We start from the raw sequence: 22,706 nt of genomic DNA, 5'->3' as shown, positions 1-22,706 counted from the left end.
TAATTATTAATTCTCCATAAGCTTCAAAAGCGTAATAAAAGAGTATTTAATCAAAAAAATTAAAAAAACTCTTGCAATTTTTTTAATTTGATGATAAAATTAAATCATTCTATAAAAAGGAGACTACTATAATGGAAAAACGCCTTGTTCGTAACGTACAAGACAAAAAGATTGCTGGTGTTTGTGCAGGTATCGGTGACTACTTTAACATGGACCACACACTTGTTCGTGCACTTTGGATCATCTTCACCCTACTTGGTGGTTCTGGAATCTTAGCTTATGCTGTTCTCTACTTCCTTCTTCCAGAAGGCAATGCAGAAGCTTAAACCATAGAGAATAAAAGTTTATTCTGATCAGTTGAAAATAAAAAATGCATGTAATCGTAGATTGCATGCATTTTTATATGTAGCTTCTATCGAAAAAGAGAGGTTCTTCACCGGATGGATAAGTCCTGTTTAATGGTCACTAAAACGACGATACTCTATATGAAAGTCAAAATAATGTTCATTTTGTAACTTTTGGAAGATGTCGCGATAGGCCTCTTCGTCAAAATAGTCGCCTCGGTAGAGAATTTCAAAACTCAAACCATCGTACTCTAGAAAAGCGTTGGCTGATTTAAAGCCATTTTGGCGATAGAAGTCCATTCTAGCCTTCCTCTGCTCCAAGTTATCGCATTCTTCATCCAATCGCTCGACTTCCAATAACATGGTTCGCTGGTAAAAATCAGTCAGCTTTTCGATGATTTCCTTTCCATACCCGTGGCTTCTCAAGTGGGGCATAATGGCAAAAAAACTGATATAGAAGGCCTTTGGATTGGAGATGGCAAAAGCAAAGCCGACAAACTCTTCTTGGTTATAAAAAGCAAAAAAGTGGGCGTCTTCTCGGTCCTGATAGCGCAAGAACTCAGACAGAGGGACTCGTTCTTCCTCGGGAAAAGCTTCTTTGTTTAGCTTTTCAACCTTATCCAGATCAGGAAATACATCGGTAATTAATTGACTGGTCAAACTCATAAATGAACTCCTTTTCTTGATTATAGCAAATTGTCTCTCTGTAAGCAATTGATTGCAAACTTAGTGATAGAGCCTTGTCGCTCCTTTAGAAAGCTGATATAATAGCTTTATGAATAAGAAACGATCCGTGGACTTGATACATGGTCCTATTCTTCCTGCGCTGTTAAGCTTTGCCTTTCCAATCTTGCTGTCAAATATTTTCCAACAGCTCTATAATACAGCTGACGTCTTGATTGTTGGACGATTTCTTGGTCAAGATTCCTTGGCAGCAGTAGGGGCGACAACTGCCATTTTTGACTTGATTATAGGCTTTACGCTTGGTGTTGGAAATGGCATGGGGATCGTCATTGCCCGCTATTATGGGGCTCGTAATTTTACAAAGATCAAGGAAGCAGTAGCAGCCACCTGGATTTTAGGTGCTCTTTTGAGTATTGTGGTCATGCTGATGGGATTTGTCGGTCTGTATCCTCTCTTGCAATATTTAGATACTCCTGTAGAAATCCTTCCTCAATCCTATCAATATATTTCTATGATTGTGACTTGTGTAGGCGTCAGCTTTGCCTATAACCTCTTTGCAGGTTTGTTGCGGTCTATTGGTGATAGTCTTGCTGCGCTTGGCTTTCTGATTTTCTCTGCCTTAGTCAATGTGGTTCTGGATTTGTATTTCATTACGCAACTGCATCTGGGAGTTCAATCCGCAGGGCTTGCTACCATCATTTCGCAAGGCTTGTCAGCGGTTCTTTGCTTTTTCTATATCCGTAAGAGTGTTCCAGAACTGCTTCCTCAACTCAAGCATTTTAAATGGGACAAGGCCTTGTATGCGGATCTTTTGGAGCAAGGTTTGGCCATGGGTTTGATGAGTTCCATTGTGTCTATCGGTAGTGTGATTTTACAATCTTCGGTTAATACCTTTGGAGCTGTGATTATTAGTGCCCAGACGGCAGCTCGACGCATTATGGCTTTTGCTCTCCTTCCGATGACGGCTATTTCTTCTGCTATGACGACCTTTGCCTCTCAAAATCTCGGGGCCAAGCGACCAGACCGCATTGTTCAAGGTCTTGGTATTGGGAGTCGTTTGAGCATGTCCTGGGCAGGTTTTGTTTGTATTTTCCTCATTTTTGCTAGTCCGACCTTGGTTTCCTTCTTGGCCAGTTCAACAGATACTTACTTGGTAGAAAACGGTAGTCTCTACCTGCAAATCAGTTCAGTCTTTTATCCGATTTTGAGCCTTTTGCTGATTTATCGCAATTGCTTGCAGGGATTGGGTCAGAAAGTCCTCCCTCTAGTTTCTAGCTTTATAGAACTAATCGGGAAAATCGTTTTTGTGGTTTTGATTATCCCTTGGGCGGGCTATAGGGGAGTCATCCTTTGCGAACCCCTTATCTGGGTTGCCATGACCACCCAACTGTACTTCTCACTTTTCCGCCATCCCCTGATAAAAGAAGGCAAGGCAATCTTGGTAGCTAAAGGACACTCCTAGCTGGATTTGCTAATACTCTTCGAAAATCAAATTCAAACCGTGTCAGCTTAGCCTTGCCGTACTCAAGTACAGCCTGCGGCTAGCTTCCTAAGCTTCCTAGTTTGCTCTTTGATTTTCATTGAGTATAAAATAAAATCCATTTCCTCTAGTGAAAATCGAAAAAACTTGTGTTATAATAAGAAAGATTAAAATGTGAAAAAAGGAGATTCCTAATGGGACGTAAATGGGCCAATATCGTAGCCAAGAAAACGGCTAAAGATGGAGCTAACTCTAAAGTATATGCAAAATTTGGTGTAGAAATCTATGTAGCAGCTAAAAAAGGTGATCCAGATCCAGAATCAAACACAGCTTTGAAATTCGTTATCGATCGTGCCAAACAAGCCCAAGTGCCAAAACACGTTATCGATAAAGCGATTGATAAAGCAAAAGGAAACACAGATGAAACCTTTACAGAAGGACGTTATGAAGGCTTTGGGCCAAATGGATCCATGTTGATCGTGGACACCTTGACATCAAACGTCAACCGTACCGCAGCTAATGTCCGTGCAGCTTTTGGTAAAAACGGCGGAAACATGGGTGCTTCAGGTTCAGTTTCATACCTCTTTGATAACAAGGGTGTGATCGTATTTGCAGGTGAGGACGCTGATGCGGTCTTTGAGCAATTGCTCGAAGCAGATGTGGATGTGGACGATGTAGAAGCAGAAGAAGGAACAATCACGGTTTACACAGCTCCAACAGACCTCCACAAGGCTATCGTTGCCCTTCGTGAGTCTGGCATCGAAGAATTCCAAGTGACTGAATTGGAAATGATTCCTCAGTCTGAAGTGGAATTGTCAGGCGAAGACCTTGAAACCTTTGAAAAACTTTACAGCGTTCTTGAGGACGATGAAGACGTACAAAAGGTCTATACTAACGTAGATGGATTCTAGTAGATGGATTCTAATAGAAAAACGAACAGTTATACTAGCTGTTCGTTTTTTTGATATTTGAACTTAGACTCTAGTTTCAGAATCGTTTTGTTTCTTGCTTTTTTCTAGACCTAGACCGACTGCATGTTTTTGAACGAGCAAGAGCTGTCCATTGTCCTGTTTTGCAAAAGTTAAGGTAACGGTCTTGATCTTGTCTCCAATGGAGATATAGGTGATTTTTCTCGTATCGTAACCTCCGATAGTGGAGTCAAACTCGGAGTCTGGTAGTCCGTGTTTTTTGATAATATCCTTGTAGTTGGTGCCACCTTTTCCTTTGTTATCAAGGTCACCTTCGATTAAGGCGTCGAACTGTTCCTGGGTCCAGGTGAAGGTATCGTTTTCTTCCTCCTCTGGGATGGAATAGGCGCTATCATCTGTCAAGTCGCTCTCTTCTTCGCGTTCCATTGAGGCACTCGCCTCGCTGTAGGAACGGTTAAACTCCCTGACAAACTCTTTGTAGACATTAGCGTACAGTACCTGGGTCGTAAAGAAAAGTACAACTGAAGCAACTGCAAGGGATGTTCCGATAATGGCCATTGTTTTCCGTTTTTTGAGGTTGACGATAAGGCCGATAATTCCCAAGATAAATGCGACGATGGCGATGAAAAACGATAGATAGTTAATAAATGGGATCCAAGATCCTAAAAGTGCGATGGCTCCAAAAATGGTTGCTAAGATTCCTAAAACTCTTTGTTCTTCTGGTTTCATTTGAACGTTTTCTCCCTTCATTGAGTGAATGGATTTCTATCCACAGTAGTTAGTGCTTATTATAGAAAAAATATTGCCTAATGTCAATTTAAACTAAAATAGTTCTCTAGGAAACTTTTTTCTTGACATCTTTTCTGAAAATGATAAAATAGTTCTCATGGAAACTAAATTAGTTCTCCAGAGAACTATATAAAATCATGAGAAGGGAGCAATCATGGACAAATCGTTGTTGATTTTTAAACGTTTTGGGTACCAGATTCACCTAATGTTGCAGAAAGAAGCCAAACGTTGCGGTATTGAATTTATGGGGGGACCGCAAGGGCAGGTTCTGCAGTTTTTAGATCGTCGTGAGCATAATCAAGAATTAACGCTTATCAAGGATATTGAACAAGAACTCAATATCACCAAGTCAGTTGCTAGCAACTTGGTCAAGCGTATGGTACAAAATGGTTTGGTCGAGTTAGAGGCCAGTCCAAGTGATAAACGAGCGAAACTTGTTTGTTTGACCGATAAATCACGATCTCAGATGCAAGAAGTTAAGGCACTTTTTGATCGGATTGCCAGGAGCCTACTGGAAGGAATTTCAAAGGAAAAGCTAGCCGTTTTTGAAGAAGTTCTCGGACAACTACAGGCTAATGTAGAAAGAATAGGAGGAGAGAATGAAGAAACTTGCTAAACGTATTACAGGAAAAGAGTGGGGGATGATCCTACTCACTGTTCTTTTCACTTGTTTCTCGGTCTATCTCGAGTTAGAAGTGCCGACCTATATTTCAGAAATAACAGAATTGATTGGAACACCGGGTACGGAGTTAGGACAACTATGGTCTCCTGCTGCCAAGATGATGGGATTATCTCTCCTAGCCTTTCTGTCTTCTGTAACAGTTGGATTTTTTGCTTCTCGTGTTGCAGCGTCTTACACGACTCACTTGCGAAGAGATGTTTTTAATCGTGTTCTAGATTTTTCGCAAACGGAAATCAAACGTTTTTCAATCCCAAGTCTTTTGACTCGGACGACCAATGATATCACACAGGTACAGATGCTCTTTACCATGGGATTACAGGTAGTGACTCGTGGGCCGATTATGGCTATCTGGGCCATTGGAAAAATCCTTGGTAAGTCCGAATACTGGCTCTGGGCAGTAGTGGTAGCTGTTATCGTCAATGTTCTAATGACAACTGTTCTCATGACTCTGGCCTTTCCAAAACAATCGGTCATCCAAAAATTGACAGATAAACTCAATAGCATCACTCGTGAAAGTTTGACTGGGATTCGAGTTGTTCGTGCATACAATGCGGAAGATTACCAAGATAAGAAATTTGAAGCAGCCAACGATGAGGTAACACGTCTCAATCTCTTTGTCAATCGATTGATGGCGATTATGAACCCGATTATGATGGCAATTTCCAGTGGTTTGACCTTAGCTATTTACTGGATTGGTGCCTATATCATCAACGACGCTAGCTTGACAGATCGTCTGCCCCTTTTTAGCGACATGGTGGTCTTCATGTCCTATGCTATGCAGGTCGTGATGGGCTTCCTTCTCATGGGAGCGCTCTTTATCGTTCTTCCTCGTACCTTGGTTTCGGCAGGACGTATCAATCAAGTATTGGATCTGCATTCTTCTATTGAGAATCCTAGTCATGCACAGACAGCGAATCCTTCAGTTCAGGGACAAGTGGAATTCCGTGATGTGACTTTCCGCTACTCTAAAAATTCAGAAGCAGTTGTGGAGCATGTCAGCTTCAAGGCAGAAGCGGGTCAAACCGTGGCCTTCATTGGATCGACTGGATCAGGTAAGTCCACTCTAGTCAACCTCTTGCCTCGTTTTTACGACGTTTCTGATGGAGAAATCCTAGTGGATGGTGTCAATGTACAAGATTACAATTTGGAAGATTTGCGCAATAAGGTCGGCTATATTCCACAAAAAGCAGTCCTCTTCTCAGGAGATGTCAAGGGCAATCTAGACTTTGGTAAGAGCAAAGAAACTCCTCTAAGCGAAGCTGCTATGTGGCAAGCCCTTGAATTGGCCCAGTCTAAAGCATTTATCGAGGACAAGGAAGCAGGTCTTGCATCAGAAGTAGCCCAAGGTGGAACCAACTTCTCAGGAGGTCAAAGACAGCGTTTGGCCATTGCGCGTGCCTTGGCTCGTAAACCAGAGATTCTCATCTTTGATGACTCTTTCTCAGCCTTGGACTACGAGACAGATCGTGTCCTTCGCCAAGAGCTAGCTGAGAAAACAAAATCCATGACCAAGCTCATCGTAGCGCAACGGATTTCTACCATTATGGACGCCGACCTGATCTTAGTTTTGGATCAAGGTAAAGTCGTGGGACAAGGCACCCACAAGGAACTTCTTGCTACCAACGAAGTCTACCAAGAAATTGCCTACTCACAACTATCGAAGGAGGAATTGGAACATGGAAAATAAAAAAGTTTCGGTCTGGAAACAGTGCAAACCTTATATGGCAGGCCTCCAACTCCCTCTCCTAATAGCAGTTGTGGCTGCAGTCATTTCAAGTATCATTACCGTTTATGGTCCAACTAAGATTAAAGAAATTACTAACTTGATTTCAGATGGCTTGGCTACAGAAATCGACTTGGTAGCTGTGTCAAACATTGCTAGCTTTTTAGTGATTCTCTATGTATTTGGAGCTATCCTTAATTATACACAGGCCTATATCTTTTCAACGAGTATTCAGCATTTTTCAAAACGCTTGCGGACGGCTATCGCTGAAAAGATTAATCGTTTGCCACTTGGCTATTTTGACCGTCATTCACAAGGAGATACCCTTTCGCGCGTGACCAATGATGTGGATACAGCAGCGCAATCTCTCAACCAAAGTCTAGGGACAGTTCTTTCAGCTAGTTTCTTGTTGATTGCTGTCTTGGTGACCATGTTTGGGATGAACTGGATTTTGGCATTGGTAACCGTTGTATCAACCCTTGTTGGTTTTGCGGCGGTTTCCGTAATCATGGCCAAGTCACAGGGTTATTTTAAAGCCCAACAAAATAATCTAGCGGCCGTCAATGGTTACGTAGAAGAAATGTACTCTGGCCACAATGTAGTGACCAGCTACAACGCAGTGGACACCTCCAAAGCGAGATTTGCAGGTTTAAACCAGGACTTGCATGATAGTATCTGGAAATCTCAGTTTATCTCTGGTATCATGATGCCAGCCATGTTCTTTGTTGGGAACTTTAGTTATGTCTTAGTCATCATCGTTGGGGCCGCGCTGGCGTTAGAAGGGCATATCACTATAGGGATTATTGTGGCCTTTATGGTTTACGTACGGACCTTCTCCCAACCTCTGTCACAGATTGCCCAAGGGATTACGAGCTTGCAACAAGCGAGTGCAGCCATGACTCGTGTATTAGAATTTTTGGCTGAAGCAGAGATGCAAGATGAATCTCATAAGGAAAGACAATTGAGCAACATGAAAGGGGAAGTAGTCTTTGATCATGTATCCTTTGGATATACACCAGATCGCACCATTATCCATGACTTTTCTGCGACATCTCATGCAGGTCAGAAGGTTGCTATTGTTGGACCGACTGGGGCTGGGAAGACAACCATTGTCAATCTTTTGATGAAGTTCTATGAGATAGATAAGGGAAGTATCCGCATTGATGGTGTGGATACCAAGGACATGAAGCGCTCAGAAGTACACGATGCCTTTTCAATGGTCTTGCAAGATACTTGGCTCTTTGAGGGAACGATTCGAGAGAACCTGATCTATAATCAGACAGACATCAGTGATGAACGAATGATGGAAGCCAGCAAGGCTGTGGGAATCCACCACTTTATCATGACTTTGCCAGATGGCTACGATACTGTTTTGGATGACACTGTGACCTTGTCTGTTGGGCAAAAACAACTCTTGACCATTGCTCGTGCGCTTCTCAAGGATGCACCACTCTTGATTTTAGATGAAGCGACATCTTCAGTCGACACACGTACGGAGGAGTTGATTCAAAAAGCCATGGACCGTTTGATGGAGGGTCGAACTTCCTTTGTCATCGCCCACCGCTTGTCAACTATTCGTAATGCCGACTTGATTCTTGTCATGAAAGATGGCAATATCATCGAACAAGGCAACCATGAGGAGCTGATGGCGCAAGGTGGCTTCTACGCTGACTTGTACAATAGTCAATTTACAGAAGACGAAGCAGAAGAATAAATCAAAAGAAGGCTTGACGGCCTTCTTTTTCTGCACTATACTAGAAGACAAACGTCTCATCTGTAGACGAAAACAAGGTAATGAATGAGAAATTTAATGAAAAATTATCAAGAATGGTATCGAAATACCAGCTCCAGGCTCACCAGCCATCCCACCCTTCTATTTCTGTTACGCAGTTTTAATCGCTTGATGACAGTCGCTATGCCTCTGGTCTATTTGACTTTGCTAGTCACTACTTATCTGAAACTGGGACTGGGTCAGCAAGTTGGGGTTTATGTGCTTATTCCTGCATCAGGTTTTGTGATTTTGTCTCTTTTTCGTAAGAGAATCAATCACCCGCGGCCTTATGAAACTTGGGATATCTGTCCCCTGCTTGAAAAGGATAGTTCGGGACAGTCGATGCCCAGTCGCCATGTTTTTTCGGCAACCATCATCTCCATGGCCAGTCTGCATGCTAGTCTACCTGTTGGCTTAGCATGCTTGCTCTTCTCAGCTTTGCTGGGCTTGGTGAGGGTTTTAGGGGGTGTTCATTATCCCAAGGATGTCTTGGTTGGCTATGCTTGTGGTATGGTGTGGGGATTCTTTTTCTTCCTATTCTGACATGTAAGTTAAGCTAGTCCTACAACCACTTACTGCTTCAAATTGACCACTTGCTTTTTTGCCCTTGTATTCCTAACTTAGCTTTGATATAGTAGAGTCAGAAAGGAGATGTGATGAAGTTACGAATTGAGATTGACGGCAATTTAGAGGAAACTGAAATTGTCATCAAGACACCCACTTTGACAGATGAAATTGCAGATTTGCAACGACTTTTGCAAGAGTCAAAGGCTCCGAGGTTGACTTTTTACAAGGGGACAGGTGAATATTATCTAGACCTGTCAGAAATTCTCTTCTTTGAAACAGAAGGGAGCAAGATTTATGCTCATAACCAGAAGGAAGCCTATGAAGTTCGTCTCAAACTTTATGAGTTGGAGTCCATCTTACCTCGCTATTTTAGTCGAGTGTCCAAGTCAACGATCGCAAACATCCGTCAGATTTACTCAGTGGACAAGTCCTTTTCAGGAACGGGGACCATTTCCTTTTATCAGACGCACAAGGAGGTTCATGTCTCACGGCATTACCAATCCCTCCTAAAAGAAAATCTAAGAAACATGAGGTAAAAAAGATGAAAAAGAAAGCATTTGGTGTTGTTTTATTGGTTTTAGCAGCCTGGATCTTGCTGCAAGGAAATTTTGGCATTCCTTCTTTGGATGGTAAGATATGGCCTTTGCTAGGAATTGTTTTTTTTGCTTATAAGTCCATTGAGTCCATCCTTAGACGACATCTAACTGCGGCAGTTTTTACAGGTTTACTGGCACTCATCATTGCAAATTACGCTTATGACTTGTTGCCGGTGCCTAATCATTCTCTCATCTGGGCTAGCATCTTGGTAGTACTCGGTGTTGGTTATCTGACACATTCAAGTAAGTTCTGGCATGAAAAAAAGTGGTGGTACAATGGAGAAAAAACAGTCATTACGGATAAGGAAGTCGCTTTTGGTAGCGGGACCTTCTATAAGCAAGATCAAGATCTCGTAGATGACCAAGTGGAAGTCGCTTTTGGGGATGCTAAAATCTACTATGATAATGCAGAGATGTTAGGTGATTTTGCAACTTTAAATATTGAAGTGGCTTTCGGGAATGCAACTGTCTATGTTCCACAACACTGGCGTGTCGATTTGAAAGTAGAAACCTCCTTTGGTGCAGCTAAGGCAGATGCTCCTGTAGCGCCAACAAACAAAACCTTGATTATCCGTGGGGAAGTCGCTTTTGGTAAACTTGGAGTTGTTTACGTTAAATAAAAAAATAGTTTAGGCCCTTGATAAATTCAAGAAAGTGTGATAACATAGTACGGTATGTGGTGCTAGCACATCCGCTATATTAGATCTAATAGGAGGAAAACACAATGGCTAAAGTATGTTACTTTACAGGTCGTAAGACTGTATCAGGAAACAACCGTTCACACGCGATGAACCAAACAAAACGTGCCGTAAAACCAAACCTTCAAAAAGTTACTGTTCTTATCGATGGTAAACCTAAAAAAGTTTGGGCTTCAGCTCGTGCTTTGAAATCAGGTAAAGTTGAACGCGTTTAATAAAAATGAAAAGACCTAACTGGTCTTTTTCTTTTGCTCTATAGATAAAATCATTTGAAAAATAGAGTAAATATCCGCCGATACAGCATTCTGCTTTTACACTTGGGCTGAAATATGATAAAATAGAGTATCAACTAGTTGAGGTAAAAAAAATGACTGTAAAAATTAATACAAAAGATGGTCAAATCGAACTGACAGATGAAGTGATTGCAACCGTAGTAGGTGGTGCCGCAACTGAGATTTTTGGTGTGGTCGGTATGGCTAGTAAAAATGCCCTCAAAGACAATTTTCAAGCCCTTCTTGGTAAGGAAAATTATTCTAAGGGTGTTGTTATAAAAGCAGCCGAAGATGGTAGCATTGCAGTTGATGTTTATACCGTATTGAGCTACGGAGTAAAGATAAGCGAAGTGTCAAAAAACATTCAAGAGCGTGTTCGTTTTAGTTTAGAAAATCAACTAGGAATTACTGCTCAGACTGTGAATGTCTACATTCAAAATATCAAAGTTGTAGGAGAATAATCGTGTCAAAAATTACTACCAGTTTATTCCAAGAGATGGTGCAGGCTGCATCAACTCGTTTGAATAAGCAAGCAGAATATGTCAATTCATTGAACGTCTTTCCAGTTCCAGATGGAGATACTGGGACAAACATGGGAATGACCATTGAAAATGGTGCCAAAGAAGTAGCAGACAAGCCTGCTTCTACAGTTGGAGAAGTAGCGAGCATTCTTGCTAAAGGTCTCTTGATGGGTGCGCGTGGGAACTCAGGGGTTATCACTTCTCAGCTCTTCCGTGGCTTCTCTCAGGCTATCAAGGAAAAAGATGAATTAACAGGTCAAGACTTAGCTCTTGCCTTCCAATCCGGTGTCGAAGTAGCTTATAAAGCGGTTATGAAACCAGTTGAAGGGACCATTTTGACTGTTTCTCGTGGAGCGGCTATTGGGGCTAAGAAAAAAGCCGAGGAGACAGATGATGCTGTTGAGGTCATGCGTGCAGCCTTGGAAGGCGCGAAAGCAGCTTTGGCTAAGACACCAGAAATGCTTCCAGTCCTTAAGGAAGTTGGTGTGGTAGACTCAGGTGGTCAAGGTTTGGTCTTCATCTACGAAGGATTCCTTTCAGCTCTTACTGGTGAATACAGTGCTTCTGAAGACTTTGTAGCGACTCCTGCCAACATGAGTGAAATGATCAATGCAGAGCACCACAAGTCTGTAGCAGGGCATGTGGCAACTGAGGATATTACCTTCGGTTACTGTACAGAGATCATGGTAGCCCTCAAACAAGGTCCAACTTATTCTAAGGACTTTGACTACGATGAATTCCGCAACTACTTGAATGAACTCGGGGACTCGCTCCTTGTTGTCAATGATGATGAAATCGTCAAAGTTCATGTCCATACAGAAGATCCAGGTCTTGTCATGCAAGAAGGTCTCAAATATGGTAGCTTGATCAAGGTAAAAGTGGACAACATGCGTAACCAACACGAGGCGCAAGTTGAAAAAGAAGCAACTCAAGGTAACAAGCCTTCTGAAACAAAAGAGTATGCCCTTATCGCAGTAGTAGCTGGTCAAGGTTTAGCAGATATCTTCCGTGCCCAAGGTGTGGATTATGTCATTGAAGGTGGTCAGACGATGAATCCTTCAACAGAAGACTTTATCAAGGCTGTTGAACAGGTCAATGCTCGCAACATTATCTTCTTGCCAAACAACAAAAATATCTTTATGGCAGCTCAGTCTGCGGCTGAAGTGCTTGAACAACCTGCTGTTGTGGTAGAAGCACGTACAATTCCTCAAGGTTTGACCAGTCTTCTTGCCTTTGATCCAAGCAAATCAATCGAAGAAAACAAAGAGCGCATGACTGCGGCCCTTGGTGATGTCATCAGCGGTAGTGTAACAACAGCCGTTCGTGATACAACTATCGATGGATTAGCAATTCATGAAAATGACAATCTTGGTATGGTAGATGGGAAAATCCTCGTGTCAAACCCTGACATGCACCAAACCTTGACTGAAACATTGAAACATATGTTGGACGAAGACAGTGAAATCGTGACTTTCTATGTCGGTGAAGACGGAAGCGAAGAACTTGCCAATGAAATTGCCCAAGAAATCGCAGAAGAATTTGAAGATGTTGAAGTAGAGATTCACCAGGGTCAACAACCCGTATATCCATATCTTTTCAGTGTGGAATAATCGTGAAAATTGAGTAAAAACAACAGAAGGAAGCTGGTTTTACAGCTTCCTTTTTCTATGCAAATGGAGTTATAAAGAAATTTCTGTAGAAATGAACATTCTATTGGAAATTCTATTTACTATAAGTTATAATGATAAAGCTGTTATGTTAGATTAAGTATGAATATAAAGGAGAAATGATGAAGAAAAAGTTTTTTAATCAATCTTTTTCCCGCTTTTCAATTAGAAAGTTAAGTGTTGGGACCTGTTCGGTATTGCTAGGAACTTTTATGGTCATGGCTACTTCTCCAGTGCAAGCGGATGAAGCTCAAGTCAACAATAAGGAACAACAAACACAGGCGGAAATTCAACAGAAGGAAAAAACTGCTGAGAATGGACAGGAAGTCATTTCTGAGCCTCAAAAAGTGGTAACACAGAACGAAGCGGTTAAGGAGCTGGAGGATAAAGCTGAACCGTCCAAAACAGAAGTATCTGCACCAGTCGCTCAGAGCCAACCAGTTTCTCAAGTTGACAATACGAAGGAAGCGAGTCAGCCTTCTTTAGATGAGGGGAAAAAGCAATCTCTAGAATCAACTCAAACTGAGCAGAAAAGCAAGGAAGAAAGTGGCTCTAGCGGGAAAACTTCTTCTAGGCGCAAGAGATCGCTAGATGAAGTCAATGCAGAATTTAAAACTCATTCGCCAATCAAGGATATCCATGCGGTAGATAGTGTCCGTGAATCCTTGACCTTTAGTATTACTGGACACGAAGCAGACTATTCTGGTGGGTATATTAAAATTCATTTCCAAAATGGGAAGGCTATTAAGTTGACCCCTTCTCCAGTCGGTGGTGTAAAGTTTAGCCAAGAAAAAACGAATGGGGATCTTGATTTAAAGATAGAACCTGCGAATCTGAGAGGTGGAGCAAACTATAACTTCGTCTATACTTTTCAGATAGATCCTCTGACGCAAAACTGGGGAGGTGCTGTCCAAGCCATTGGGCCAGACCATAAGGTGACCGCAACTGCTAAGCTCTATGATAAAAATGACAATGTCCTTAAAGAACTTGGAAGTATTGAACACACATGGAAAGTCTTAGAAAACGGTGTAGGGGGTCTGACACCAATGTCTAATAATCAGGTCATTGGCTACGATCGAAACAATGATGGTATCGTTGACGAAGATTCGTCTCGTGTGTCCTTCTATCTATTTAATGGTGCGAAAGATCCTAAGAATAATACGGCAAGAAATGATTACTTCAACTATGGAAATGGTGTCTTTGATGGTCGTATGATCAATGGTATGGGGATTAGTGATGTCGGTGGCCATATTATTGATCCTGTCACATCCTATACCTATAATATAGAGTTAAAAGAAGGCTATGAGTTGACAGATGAAGCCAAAGCTCTAGGATGGACTGCCGATGCGACGGGTTACCATCTGACTATTAATAGAGCAAATAATCCGCTTCAAGATATTAATAACAATAAAAACAAGCTCATTCCAATTTCTTTCAAGTTAAAGAATGCCAAAGTAGCGGATATTAATAGAAAAGCGCAAAACCTAACTGTGACGGGTATCTATACAAAAGCAGATGGGACTAGCTATCAAAATACGGTCGTTCTGCCTTATACTCTCCTTGTTCAAAAAACAGACCAGTCAGAGTCTTCTCTCTTTGAGTTTAGACACTATAATCAGTCTGACTCGGAGATAATTCGTTCTTATGGTGAAACAGAATACCGTTCTAATGTTCGACTTTCATCAGTCGCTGAGGTTGAAAAAGATTATCCTATCAATGACTACACGGTCACCCATAAAATACAGGATTCACGAGAGTCTTATCGAGAAGTAAACGTGATTGAGGAGCGTCAATGGAATGAATTTTTCTCTTCACCGGACGCATCCGTAGAAGTATACAATAAAGCTACAGGTGAGTTATTAGGGACTTTTAATAGTAACACCCGTAGTCTACGATTGACGGAAGAGCAAGATGTGAAGGAACTGGAGTACAAGTTTAAAAATATCAAGATGAGGAAGTCCTCAACAAATGATACTTCGGCATTTTTTTTCCAGACAAAAACACGTTTTAATAATTGGGAAAGTCTCTATAAAGATTCGACGATTAGTAAGTTGGATTCTAGAACGGATTTCACTTTTAACAACACTCGTAACACGGTTTCCTTCTCTCAAACGGCTTCAGCCGAATTGACGCGTGTTATCCAGCAAATTTCGATGATTGGACGACGTCGAACAGATGTCTTCAATCGACATACAGATGCTTCTGGTTTTAAAGAAGATTTTGTCACAAGGACTGCGGGTAAAGAAACTCCTACTCAGAACTTCGCAAACTTGACGGGAGTTTACCATTTAGCCTATTTGGCTGATCCACAATTAAACTTTAGTGGGAATCCTAATTTTAAGGTCTATTATAATTACAAAGATACTGGAAAAACTCTCTACTATGCTCAAGTAAAGGGAACTCCAGACTCAACTATGCCCCCAACACTTTTGAAGTTGGAAAACAAGACGATTCCAAATGGGACCTATACCTATAAAGCGATTGCTTTCTGGGATGAAGAACTTCCTGATGTTCAATCTCAGAATGGTTTTGACTTAGGGGAGCTCGACGGCATTACAGTTACTTCGAAAAATTCGGTTTCTTATGACTTCGATGTGATCGTACAGGCTTCTGAAGCGAGTGGTGTCTACTCTGAAGTGAAGAGAGCTACAGATCAGCACTTTGCCTATAATACCCAAGAGCACTATCCTGGTGATGAGATTGATTTCAGAGTGACCTATAAAAACGCAGCGAAACAGCCTGTTTCAGACGTTTATATTTTATCATCCTTGCCGATGAAAGGTGATAAACAGCTAGAATCCAGAAATCGTGGTTCTCAATTTACAGTGAGTTTGACAAAAGCTCTAACACCACCTTCTGGCTGGGAAGTTCAATATAGTCGTACTGGGGGCACTGCTGCAGAAATTAATGCTTCACAATGGCTCACAGCAGATCAAGTGTCGGATTGGTCAGAGATTCGTGCAGTTCGTTGGCATTCGACTGCTCCGGTTGCTGCTGGAAGTAGAATTCAGTTTCCTATTGATGGAACAGTTATCGGGCAAGATACTGCCCCAGGTGCTACGGCTTATCTTTCTTCGGCATTGGCAAATGGCAGTTCCAAGTACACTGAGTCCAATAATGTTTCAATCCAAATGTCCACCAAACTGTCATCTGCAAGTTTCACCTTTGTGGATATAAACGATCCGTCTAAGGAAGTACAACTAGGACAGGTAGACACAGTTGTAGGAAAACCTAATGGACCAATTTCTTATGATCCTGCTCGTCGAATTAAGGAATTGGAAGATGCAGGATATGAACTGATCAGTAACGATTTTACAGATCATACCTTTGGTGACTCGGCTAGTCCAAAACAATTCAAGTTTCAGTTTAGACACAAGATTACAGAACTAACCGAAACTGTTCGTGGAACTCGCGAGGTTGATTTTGAATATCTCAAAAAAACAAACCATTCTGATTTATCACTCCTTGCTCCAAAGCATGTTGAGACTCATTCGTTTACTCGCACGAAGAGAATTGATCAGGTTTTGGCGAAACTACAACCAAATGATGCGACAGCAGGTGTGACATACTCAGCCTGGTCTGCAGACCAAACTTGGTCTCAAGTGATTTCTCCTGAAATTCCTGGCTATTATCCAAGAGAGGATATTGATGCAAACACAATGTCGGGAGAAGGAGCTCTCGATGAATATTTAATGAACGCGGATGATCCTAGAGATGAAGAATTGGAAAAAGAATTTACCTGGTATCGGGTGGTGTATTATGTTCCGCTTCCAGTTGTTCCATCAGCAAGTGCAGCGAAATCTAAAGGCCTTCAAGGGCAGGAGCAGGCAGCAACGATTCACTTTGATGAGGATAGAGCAAGCGAGAGCGAGGTCCACTTTACAAAAGGGACAACAACCATTAATGGAGCAAAGAAATCCGTTGAACTAGTCCAAAGTAGTGTCTTTCTTTATGATGAGAATGGACAAAAGGTAACTTCGCTAACCATTGCCAACCAAGGGACGTACGATTTAGATCTTGTAAATAAAACAATTGTCTTTACTCCATTGAAAACCTTCTATGGTCCGGCAACTCCAGTTCAAGTTGGAGTGGTGGATAAAAATGGAGAGTCGGCTGTAACGACCTATACCCCAGTTGTTGAAAGAGTCACCCCGACTGGTTCAGGTGATAAGACAGAAGGTCTGCAAGGACAGGTCCAAGAAGGTAAAGTGACTTTCACTCCAGGCCATGATTCAGTTCCATTCCCAGCTGATTCGACTCCACTATTTGACAATGGTACAACTGTGAAAGAAGTACCAAATGTTGGTAAGTTTGAAGTGGATGCAGACGGTAAGGTAACCTTCACACCAGACAAGCAGTTCAAGGGTGAAACACCAGAACTTGAATTGACTCGTGTGGATGCCAACGGAACTCCAGTTACTGTCAAGTACCAAGCGGTGGTGAAAGAAGTGGTTCCAACTTCAACGGATGCCACTTCAAATGGTATCCAAGGTCGAACTTATGTAATCTCACCAGATGGCACCGTCACCTTTACCCCTGAGGCAGACTTTGTAGGACAAGCTAAAGGTGTGAAAGTGATCCGTAAAGACCGTAATGGAAATATCATTTCAGGATTCTATACTCCAACAGTAGTAGAACTTCCAGAGCAAGTGAAGCCGTCTGATAAAAAAGAACTTTCAGTACCTGATTCGAAACCAGATCAATTGACTCAAAACATCTCTGTAGAAAAAAATCAACTTCCAAATACAGGAAGTCAAGAAGATGGTTTGAAAAATCTAGGAATTCTAACAACCCTAGCAGGTGTCATGACACTTGGATTGCTAGGTAAAAAGAAACGAAACGATGAATCAGACTAATCATTTTTAAGAACCGAGAAATCGGTTCTTTTTTATGACATTTGTCATATTTCCTAGTGACAGAAGCATCTAGCTCCGCCAAATTCAAAAGACTATAATTGAAGTATGAAATGGAGGAAGAAGAAATGAAAAATAAAATGATTGTCGCAGTGAGTTTAGTAGCAGCAGGAGTTATGACCTATCTCATGTTTTCAGGATTGGACGAGGGTTTCTACCATTTTCCTTGGGAGCTCTTTGCTGGCTTTGGAATGATGTCTTGGCTTGTCAGAGAAGGTTTGAAATTGGTCAGAGATGTGAAAAAGGAGTTTGAGGAATGAAAAAAGCAATCATCTATTTCTTTATCAGCCTATCACTCTTGGTATGGTTAGTGGAAATGTTTACTGGTTGGTTTGACCAAACCGTGCTTCGCCAATTTATTCGTGGTGCTTGGGGTTTTGGGTTTATGATTTTCGTCGTTTTCCCTATGGGAATGAAGTGGTTGAAAGGAGAATCTCATGACTGTGATTAAAGTTGAGAAATTGAGTAAGAAAATAAAAGACAAGGAGATCTTGCGGAACATCTCCTTTGAAATCAACGATGGTGAATGTGTCGCCTTGATCGGACCTAACGGAGCAGGTAAGACGACCTTGATTGATTGCCTCTTGGGCGACAAGTTCGTGAGCTCAGGTCAGATAGCTATTCAAGGCTTTGCACCAACAGATCCTCGATTAAAGCAGATTATTTCTATCTTACCTCAAGAAAATACGGTGGTTCAAGACTTGAAAGTGAAAGAACTCTTATCCTTCTTTCAATCAATCTATCCAAACAGTCTCTCCAATCAAGAAATTGATGACTTGCTGAGATTTTCGGACAAACAGAAAAATCAGCTAGCGGGCAAGTTGTCTGGTGGGCAAAAACGTTTGTTCTCTTTCGTGTTGGCACTAATAGGTCGTCCGAAAATTCTATTTTTGGACGAACCAACTGCTGCCATGGATACCTCGACACGTCAGCATTTTTGGGAAATTGTCAATCAGTTAAAGAAAAATGGTGTCACCATTGTCTACTCTTCTCACTATATCGAAGAGGTAGAACATACGGCTGACCGCATTTTGGTCCTCCACAAGGGTGAATTGATCCGGGATACGACACCTTATGCCATGCGTGGTGAAGAACAAGAAAAACATTTTACGGTACCACTAACTTATCAGGAAGTTATCAGCACTTTGGACCAGATTCAAGGGCTTGAAATCAAGCAAAATGCTCTTTCCTTCACAACCAAAGAAGCCAGCCAGGTATGGAAAGTCTTGCAAGAACAGGGCTGCATGATCGAAGAAATTGAAGTTCGCAATCGAACTCTCTTAGACAGTATCTTCGAAACGACTCAAGACTAAAGGAGATTGACGATGAAAAATATGACAAGTCTCATGAAAGTGGAAATCATTCTGATGAAACGGCAAGCAGTCTACTACTTGCTATCCATCGGACTTCCAAGTGTGTTTTACCTTATCTTTTCTGGTATGATGTCAGGGTCAGATATTCCAGAAATTGCTCTTCAAGCCTATCTTTTTGCCATGACGCTCTTTAGTATCATGTCAAGTGCTTTTTTCAGTATCCCAAGCACACTCGAGTCTGATAAGACAAACAACTGGCAAAAATTGATTCAACATTCTCCCGTATCTATGGTAGAATATTATGTATCAAAACTGTTCAGTACCCTACTGACTTTCTTGTTATCAATTACAGTTGTCTTTTCAGTTGGTCATTTTGTCCGTGGAGTGACTCTGCCTTGGCTTGACTGGATGGTAATTGGTGCTATTTTGCTGATCGGAAGCGTGGTCTTTATCAGCATGGGGGTCTTGGTGAGCTTGCTACCCAGTGCTCAACTGATGACGGTTGTTGGAAATATTGCCTATATTGCTTTGGCTGTTCTAGGTGGACTGTGGTTCCCCTTGGATTCCTTCCCAGAATGGCTCCAATCTATTGGAAAGCTGACTCCAACCTATCAACTGATGCAGGTCGTCTCTACTTATTTGGAACACCATGAATTTAATATTCTTTCTGCCTTGGTTGTGCTAGGCTATACAGTTTTCTTTGGTGTACTGGTAATCCAGCTGAAAAAAAGGATTGAGGTAAAATAAATCTATGTTGGAAAAATTTAAAAACATTCATTATATGTTTCATATTTCAATAGTGTTTATCATCTTTCCTATAGCGGGTGTCATCGTTGGAGATTACCCGCTTTTAACCTTGCTATGGACCCTACTATTTGTACTTGCCTTCTATTCGGTTTTAATCAGTCAGAATCGCACCGTGCAGTGGCTAGCATGGTGGTCCATGCTTGTCTACATTTTTTATACATCTGTTTGGCTAAGTTCAGGTTTCACATGGTTTATCTTTTATTTATCCAATCTCCTTATTTATGAGCTGGATGAGATTTCTTTTCACTCTTGGCGTTTTGTCAGTTTTATTGTCCTGCAACCATTTATTCTGACCGGAATCTATATGGTCAATCATGTTAGTCCCTGGCAGCTACTCTTTTTCTTGGTGACCTTTATCTTTTCCGATGCAATGACCTTTGGTCTTTATCGAATTCGATTGTCGGAGGACATAAAAGAAGAAAAGAGAAAGCAAAATGCTAAGCTTAATCTTTTCTTGGCTGAAAATGAACGCAATCGTATCGGTCAGGATCTCCATGACAGTCTAGGCCATACCTTTGCTATGTTGAGTGTGAAGACGGATCTTGCCCTCCAACTTTTTCAGATGCAGGCTTATCCACAGGTGGAAAAGGAATTAAGAGAAATACAGCAAATTAGCAAAGAATCAATGCGTGAAGTTCGAACCATTGTGGAAAATCTTAAGTCTAGAACTTTGACATCAGAACTAGAGACTTTGAAAAAGATGTTAGAAATTGCTGGAATTGAGGTGGAAATAGCTAATCAACTAGATACAGCTAGCCTAACTCAGGAATTAGAATCAACGGCCTCCATGATTTTGCTTGAGTTAGTGACCAACATCATCAAGCATGCTAAAGCATCGAAAGCTTACTTGAAATTAGAACGAACTGAGAAAGAACTCATCCTAACAGTGAGAGATGATGGCTGTGGCTTTGCTTCACTAAAAGGAGATGAACTCCATACCGTTCGAGACCGTGTCCTTCCTTTTTCAGGAGAAGTAAAGGTGATCATTCAGAAACATCCGACTGAAGTGCAGGTTCGGCTACCTTATAAGGAGAGAAATTAAGATGAAATTACTTGTTGCAGAAGATCAAAGTATGTTGCGAGATGCTATGTGCCAGTTGCTTACCTTTCAACCAGATGTAGAGTCTGTCCTACAAGCCAAGGATGGCCAAGAAGCAATCCAACTCTTAGAAAAGGAGTCTATAGATATCGCCATTCTTGACGTAGAAATGCCTGTTAAGACAGGCCTCGAAGTCTTGGAGTGGATACGAGCAGAAAAGCTAGAAACAAAGGTGGTTGTGGTGACGACCTTCAAACGTCCCGGATATTTTGAACGTGCGGTCAAGGCTGGAGTGGATGCTTATGTCTTGAAAGAAAGAAGCATTGCAGACCTCATGCAAACCTTGCACACTGTTCTCGAAGGACGCAAGGAATATTCGCCTGAATTGATGGAAGTGGTGATGACGCATCCTAACCCGTTAACAGAGCAAGAAATCGCTGTTTTAAAGGGAATTGCTCAGGGCTTATCCAATCAAGAGATTGCAGACCAGCTTTATCTATCAAATGGAACCGTCCGAAACTATGTCACCAATATTCTTTCGAAACTAGATGCTGGTAATCGAACAGAGGCAGCCAACATTGCAAAAGAATCTGGTTGGCTTTGATAAGAAGGGTTAAAAAATTCCGAAACGATAACTTGAATCAAAGGAAATCCATACTAGAAAGGAGGAGGTAAATCGCCTCCTTTTCTGGTTTAGAAAAGCGGTGAAAGCTAGTGTCAAAGAGTTAAAAGATCAGAATAAAAATGAAGTAAGTGGTAAGAGTTTTTAGAAAATCAAATAATTCAATATTTTTAGGAGAACAGAGAAATCTGTTCTCTTTTTTGTTCGCTTAAAATTCTATTTGAAAGGAGTTCAACGATGTTAGGATTAGAGATTGTAATGAATTTAGACACGTTAGAAATCTTTGACGTTATCGATCATGATAAGAATGGAAACAGCGAACAAGCGCCTACAACCATCCAGTTAAGCTTATTTGACTCAATGACGTGCATTTGACAGAAGGAGATATATTAGGATGGACAGAGAAGCGCTATACAATGAATTAATTCAAAGCGAACCATTAGGTTTCATTGATCCCTTTTCTGACCTTGGCGAATTCGATCCTCTTCAGCTGAAATTTAAACAACCCGTAAAGGACTTAGTGAATCGATATTCAGGGCAGCCTTACAGTTTGGCCTGGCAACATAAAATTATGGAAATGCGGAAGTTGTTTATTGATTATCAGATAGCATTAAATGAAGAAGATAAGCAGATTAACTTTCAGCGAAGAACAAGAAGCGAAGAGTCCAAAGAACACGCTACAACTATTGTAACAACCTACTTGAAATTGGGATTTAGTTTTAAAGAGATTGAGAAGCGTGTTTCTTTATCTTACAAACAACTTCGTCGAGGATGGAAAAGAAGTGATCACATAATGACACATCCTCCTGAATTTTATAGTAAAGGAGACTTATCTGAGGGTTACTGTTTACCGAGTAAAAAGTTACCTAAAAGCATGAGAATAAACGAGGGATAGAAAATGGAAACTGGGATTTGTAGAAGATGTGGTTGTAAGTGGAATACAGCCTGCGTTGAATAAATGAGAATGAACATAGGAGGAAAGAAATATGAAAAAAACAGAAACAAATAAAGATTTTACGAATTTTGATTTTAAAAGCGTGGAAAGCGCTTTTGGGATGCCGATGCGTTACGCAAACAATTCATCGCATTTGGTAGCTTGCTTGGAGAAAAGTAAGCTGATGTTAGATGACATTTTTCAAGAGAAAATAAATTTTCTCTTAAACGGTCTGTTTTACGCAGACGGAGAGGTGAAAAAGAGCTTGTTTATCGAAGAAAATATGAGCGTTTTTTTCGAGTTGAAAAAGTGTGTTTATGATGCACACATTAAGAGCTTAAATAAAATTTAAGTG

The 22,706-nt window shown here is 41.2% G+C and carries 22 protein-coding genes and 1 pseudogene; 21 read left to right on the top strand and 2 right to left on the bottom strand.

Translation table 11 applies throughout. The features are described from left to right. Positions 1-131 precede the first annotated feature (131 nt). Entirely contained in the window at positions 132-326 is a 195-nt protein-coding gene (locus V470_08620; GenBank protein AHZ48473.1) for a hypothetical protein, read from the top strand. Between the two features lie 129 nt (positions 327-455). On the opposite strand, the gene V470_08615 is transcribed toward V470_08620, so the two are convergent. After that, positions 456-1,010 carry a GNAT family acetyltransferase gene (locus V470_08615; protein AHZ48472.1) on the bottom strand — a complete coding sequence of 185 codons (555 nt, stop codon included), beginning with the start codon at positions 1,008-1,010 and terminating at the stop codon, positions 456-458. A 109-nt stretch (positions 1,011-1,119) separates the two neighbouring features. On the opposite strand from V470_08615, the gene V470_08610 reads away from it, so the two are divergent. Both V470_08610 and V470_08605 read left to right on the top strand, forming a co-directional pair. Continuing rightward, positions 1,120-2,490 (top strand): multidrug transporter MatE, encoded by a 1,371-nt coding sequence (locus V470_08610; protein ID AHZ48471.1) that lies wholly within the window; start codon positions 1,120-1,122, stop codon positions 2,488-2,490. 212 nt (positions 2,491-2,702) lie between these two features. Beyond that, positions 2,703-3,419, top strand: a complete 717-nt coding sequence (locus V470_08605; GenBank protein AHZ48470.1) for a hypothetical protein — start codon at positions 2,703-2,705, stop codon at positions 3,417-3,419. A gap of 63 nt (positions 3,420-3,482) precedes the next feature. Here the strand turns inward: V470_08605 and V470_08600 are convergent, their stop codons facing one another. Then, positions 3,483-4,187 (bottom strand): prophage pi3 protein 59, encoded by a 705-nt coding sequence (locus V470_08600; protein AHZ48469.1) that lies wholly within the window; start codon positions 4,185-4,187, stop codon positions 3,483-3,485. A gap of 193 nt (positions 4,188-4,380) precedes the next feature. Here V470_08600 and V470_08595 point away from each other — a divergent pair, with 193 nt between their 5' ends. From V470_08595 to V470_08505, 18 genes and pseudogenes are all read left to right on the top strand, one after another. Further along, positions 4,381-4,842, top strand: a complete 462-nt coding sequence (locus tag V470_08595) for a MarR family transcriptional regulator (protein AHZ48468.1) — start codon at positions 4,381-4,383, stop codon at positions 4,840-4,842. Continuing rightward, complete coding sequence (locus tag V470_08590) at positions 4,826-6,595, top strand: multidrug ABC transporter ATP-binding protein (protein ID AHZ48467.1); 1,770 nt, start codon at positions 4,826-4,828, stop codon at positions 6,593-6,595. The genes V470_08595 and V470_08590 overlap by 17 nt, the downstream gene beginning before the upstream one ends. Continuing rightward, positions 6,585-8,345 (top strand): ABC transporter, encoded by a 1,761-nt coding sequence (locus V470_08585; protein ID AHZ48466.1) that lies wholly within the window; start codon positions 6,585-6,587, stop codon positions 8,343-8,345. The genes V470_08590 and V470_08585 overlap by 11 nt, the downstream gene beginning before the upstream one ends. A 96-nt stretch (positions 8,346-8,441) precedes the next feature. Continuing rightward, positions 8,442-8,945 (top strand): acid phosphatase, encoded by a 504-nt coding sequence (locus tag V470_08580; GenBank protein AHZ48465.1) that lies wholly within the window; start codon positions 8,442-8,444, stop codon positions 8,943-8,945. A gap of 113 nt (positions 8,946-9,058) precedes the next feature. After that, positions 9,059-9,505: a DNA-binding protein gene (locus V470_08575; protein AHZ48464.1), complete on the top strand. Its 447-nt coding sequence runs from the start codon at positions 9,059-9,061 to the stop codon at positions 9,503-9,505. A 5-nt stretch (positions 9,506-9,510) separates the two neighbouring features. After that, positions 9,511-10,185 (top strand): membrane protein, encoded by a 675-nt coding sequence (locus V470_08570; GenBank protein AHZ48463.1) that lies wholly within the window; start codon positions 9,511-9,513, stop codon positions 10,183-10,185. A gap of 104 nt (positions 10,186-10,289) precedes the next feature. Next, positions 10,290-10,478 carry a 50S ribosomal protein L28 gene (locus V470_08565; protein AHZ48462.1) on the top strand — a complete coding sequence of 63 codons (189 nt, stop codon included), beginning with the start codon at positions 10,290-10,292 and terminating at the stop codon, positions 10,476-10,478. 152 nt (positions 10,479-10,630) lie between these two features. Next, entirely contained in the window at positions 10,631-10,996 is a 366-nt protein-coding gene (locus V470_08560; GenBank protein ID AHZ48461.1) for a hypothetical protein, read from the top strand. A gap of 2 nt (positions 10,997-10,998) precedes the next feature. Then, the gene (locus tag V470_08555; GenBank protein AHZ48460.1) at positions 10,999-12,666 is read left to right on the top strand and encodes a hypothetical protein; all 1,668 of its coding nucleotides are present in this window, start codon (positions 10,999-11,001) and stop codon (positions 12,664-12,666) included. Between the two features lie 176 nt (positions 12,667-12,842). Further along, positions 12,843-17,348: pseudogene (locus tag V470_10740) on the top strand (hypothetical protein). 341 nt (positions 17,349-17,689) lie between these two features. Beyond that, complete coding sequence (locus V470_08545; protein AHZ48459.1) at positions 17,690-17,896, top strand: alanine aminotransferase; 207 nt, start codon at positions 17,690-17,692, stop codon at positions 17,894-17,896. Further along, positions 17,893-18,087, top strand: coding sequence for a membrane protein (locus V470_08540; protein ID AHZ48458.1), 195 nt, complete (start codon positions 17,893-17,895; stop codon positions 18,085-18,087). The genes V470_08545 and V470_08540 overlap by 4 nt, the downstream gene beginning before the upstream one ends. Continuing rightward, positions 18,074-18,949 (top strand): multidrug ABC transporter ATP-binding protein, encoded by an 876-nt coding sequence (locus tag V470_08535; protein ID AHZ48457.1) that lies wholly within the window; start codon positions 18,074-18,076, stop codon positions 18,947-18,949. Before V470_08540 ends, V470_08535 begins: the two co-directional genes overlap by 14 nt. 12 nt (positions 18,950-18,961) lie before the next feature. Next, entirely contained in the window at positions 18,962-19,696 is a 735-nt protein-coding gene (locus V470_08530) for a multidrug ABC transporter permease (protein ID AHZ48456.1), read from the top strand. A gap of 4 nt (positions 19,697-19,700) precedes the next feature. Continuing rightward, entirely contained in the window at positions 19,701-20,798 is a 1,098-nt protein-coding gene (locus V470_08525; GenBank protein ID AHZ48455.1) for a histidine kinase, read from the top strand. A 1-nt stretch (position 20,799) separates the two neighbouring features. Beyond that, a complete protein-coding gene (locus V470_08520; protein ID AHZ48454.1) occupies positions 20,800-21,399 on the top strand; it encodes a transcriptional regulator in 600 nt (199 codons plus the stop codon). A 412-nt stretch (positions 21,400-21,811) separates the two neighbouring features. Continuing rightward, positions 21,812-22,312 carry a modification methylase Sau96I gene (locus V470_08510; protein AHZ48453.1) on the top strand — a complete coding sequence of 167 codons (501 nt, stop codon included), beginning with the start codon at positions 21,812-21,814 and terminating at the stop codon, positions 22,310-22,312. Between the two features lie 91 nt (positions 22,313-22,403). Then, entirely contained in the window at positions 22,404-22,703 is a 300-nt protein-coding gene (locus V470_08505) for a hypothetical protein (GenBank protein ID AHZ48452.1), read from the top strand. Positions 22,704-22,706 lie beyond the last annotated feature (3 nt).

The organism is Streptococcus sp. VT 162 (genome assembly GCA_000688775.2).
Taxonomy (GTDB): domain Bacteria; phylum Bacillota; class Bacilli; order Lactobacillales; family Streptococcaceae; genus Streptococcus.
Note: the sequence above shows the minus strand (reverse complement) of the source record. Positions and strands in the feature narration are given on the sequence as shown.

Coding starts and splice junctions, on each gene's coding strand:
- V470_08595 (AHZ48468.1), top strand. CDS start 4,381: ATGGACAAATCGTTGTTGATTTTTAAACGTTTTGGGTACCAGATTCAC.
- V470_08505 (AHZ48452.1), top strand. CDS start 22,404: ATGAAAAAAACAGAAACAAATAAAGATTTTACGAATTTTGATTTTAAA.
- V470_08615 (AHZ48472.1), bottom strand. CDS start 1,010: ATGAGTTTGACCAGTCAATTAATTACCGATGTATTTCCTGATCTGGAT.
- V470_08520 (AHZ48454.1), top strand. CDS start 20,800: ATGAAATTACTTGTTGCAGAAGATCAAAGTATGTTGCGAGATGCTATG.
- V470_08540 (AHZ48458.1), top strand. CDS start 17,893: ATGAAAAAAGCAATCATCTATTTCTTTATCAGCCTATCACTCTTGGTA.
- V470_08510 (AHZ48453.1), top strand. CDS start 21,812: ATGGACAGAGAAGCGCTATACAATGAATTAATTCAAAGCGAACCATTA.
- V470_08580 (AHZ48465.1), top strand. CDS start 8,442: ATGAAAAATTATCAAGAATGGTATCGAAATACCAGCTCCAGGCTCACC.
- V470_08530 (AHZ48456.1), top strand. CDS start 18,962: ATGAAAAATATGACAAGTCTCATGAAAGTGGAAATCATTCTGATGAAA.
- V470_08525 (AHZ48455.1), top strand. CDS start 19,701: ATGTTGGAAAAATTTAAAAACATTCATTATATGTTTCATATTTCAATA.
- V470_08545 (AHZ48459.1), top strand. CDS start 17,690: ATGGAGGAAGAAGAAATGAAAAATAAAATGATTGTCGCAGTGAGTTTA.
- V470_08585 (AHZ48466.1), top strand. CDS start 6,585: ATGGAAAATAAAAAAGTTTCGGTCTGGAAACAGTGCAAACCTTATATG.
- V470_08575 (AHZ48464.1), top strand. CDS start 9,059: ATGAAGTTACGAATTGAGATTGACGGCAATTTAGAGGAAACTGAAATT.
- V470_08560 (AHZ48461.1), top strand. CDS start 10,631: ATGACTGTAAAAATTAATACAAAAGATGGTCAAATCGAACTGACAGAT.
- V470_08535 (AHZ48457.1), top strand. CDS start 18,074: ATGACTGTGATTAAAGTTGAGAAATTGAGTAAGAAAATAAAAGACAAG.
- V470_08570 (AHZ48463.1), top strand. CDS start 9,511: ATGAAAAAGAAAGCATTTGGTGTTGTTTTATTGGTTTTAGCAGCCTGG.
- V470_08605 (AHZ48470.1), top strand. CDS start 2,703: ATGGGACGTAAATGGGCCAATATCGTAGCCAAGAAAACGGCTAAAGAT.
- V470_08600 (AHZ48469.1), bottom strand. CDS start 4,187: ATGAAGGGAGAAAACGTTCAAATGAAACCAGAAGAACAAAGAGTTTTA.
- V470_08565 (AHZ48462.1), top strand. CDS start 10,290: ATGGCTAAAGTATGTTACTTTACAGGTCGTAAGACTGTATCAGGAAAC.
- V470_08590 (AHZ48467.1), top strand. CDS start 4,826: ATGAAGAAACTTGCTAAACGTATTACAGGAAAAGAGTGGGGGATGATC.
- V470_08610 (AHZ48471.1), top strand. CDS start 1,120: ATGAATAAGAAACGATCCGTGGACTTGATACATGGTCCTATTCTTCCT.
- V470_08620 (AHZ48473.1), top strand. CDS start 132: ATGGAAAAACGCCTTGTTCGTAACGTACAAGACAAAAAGATTGCTGGT.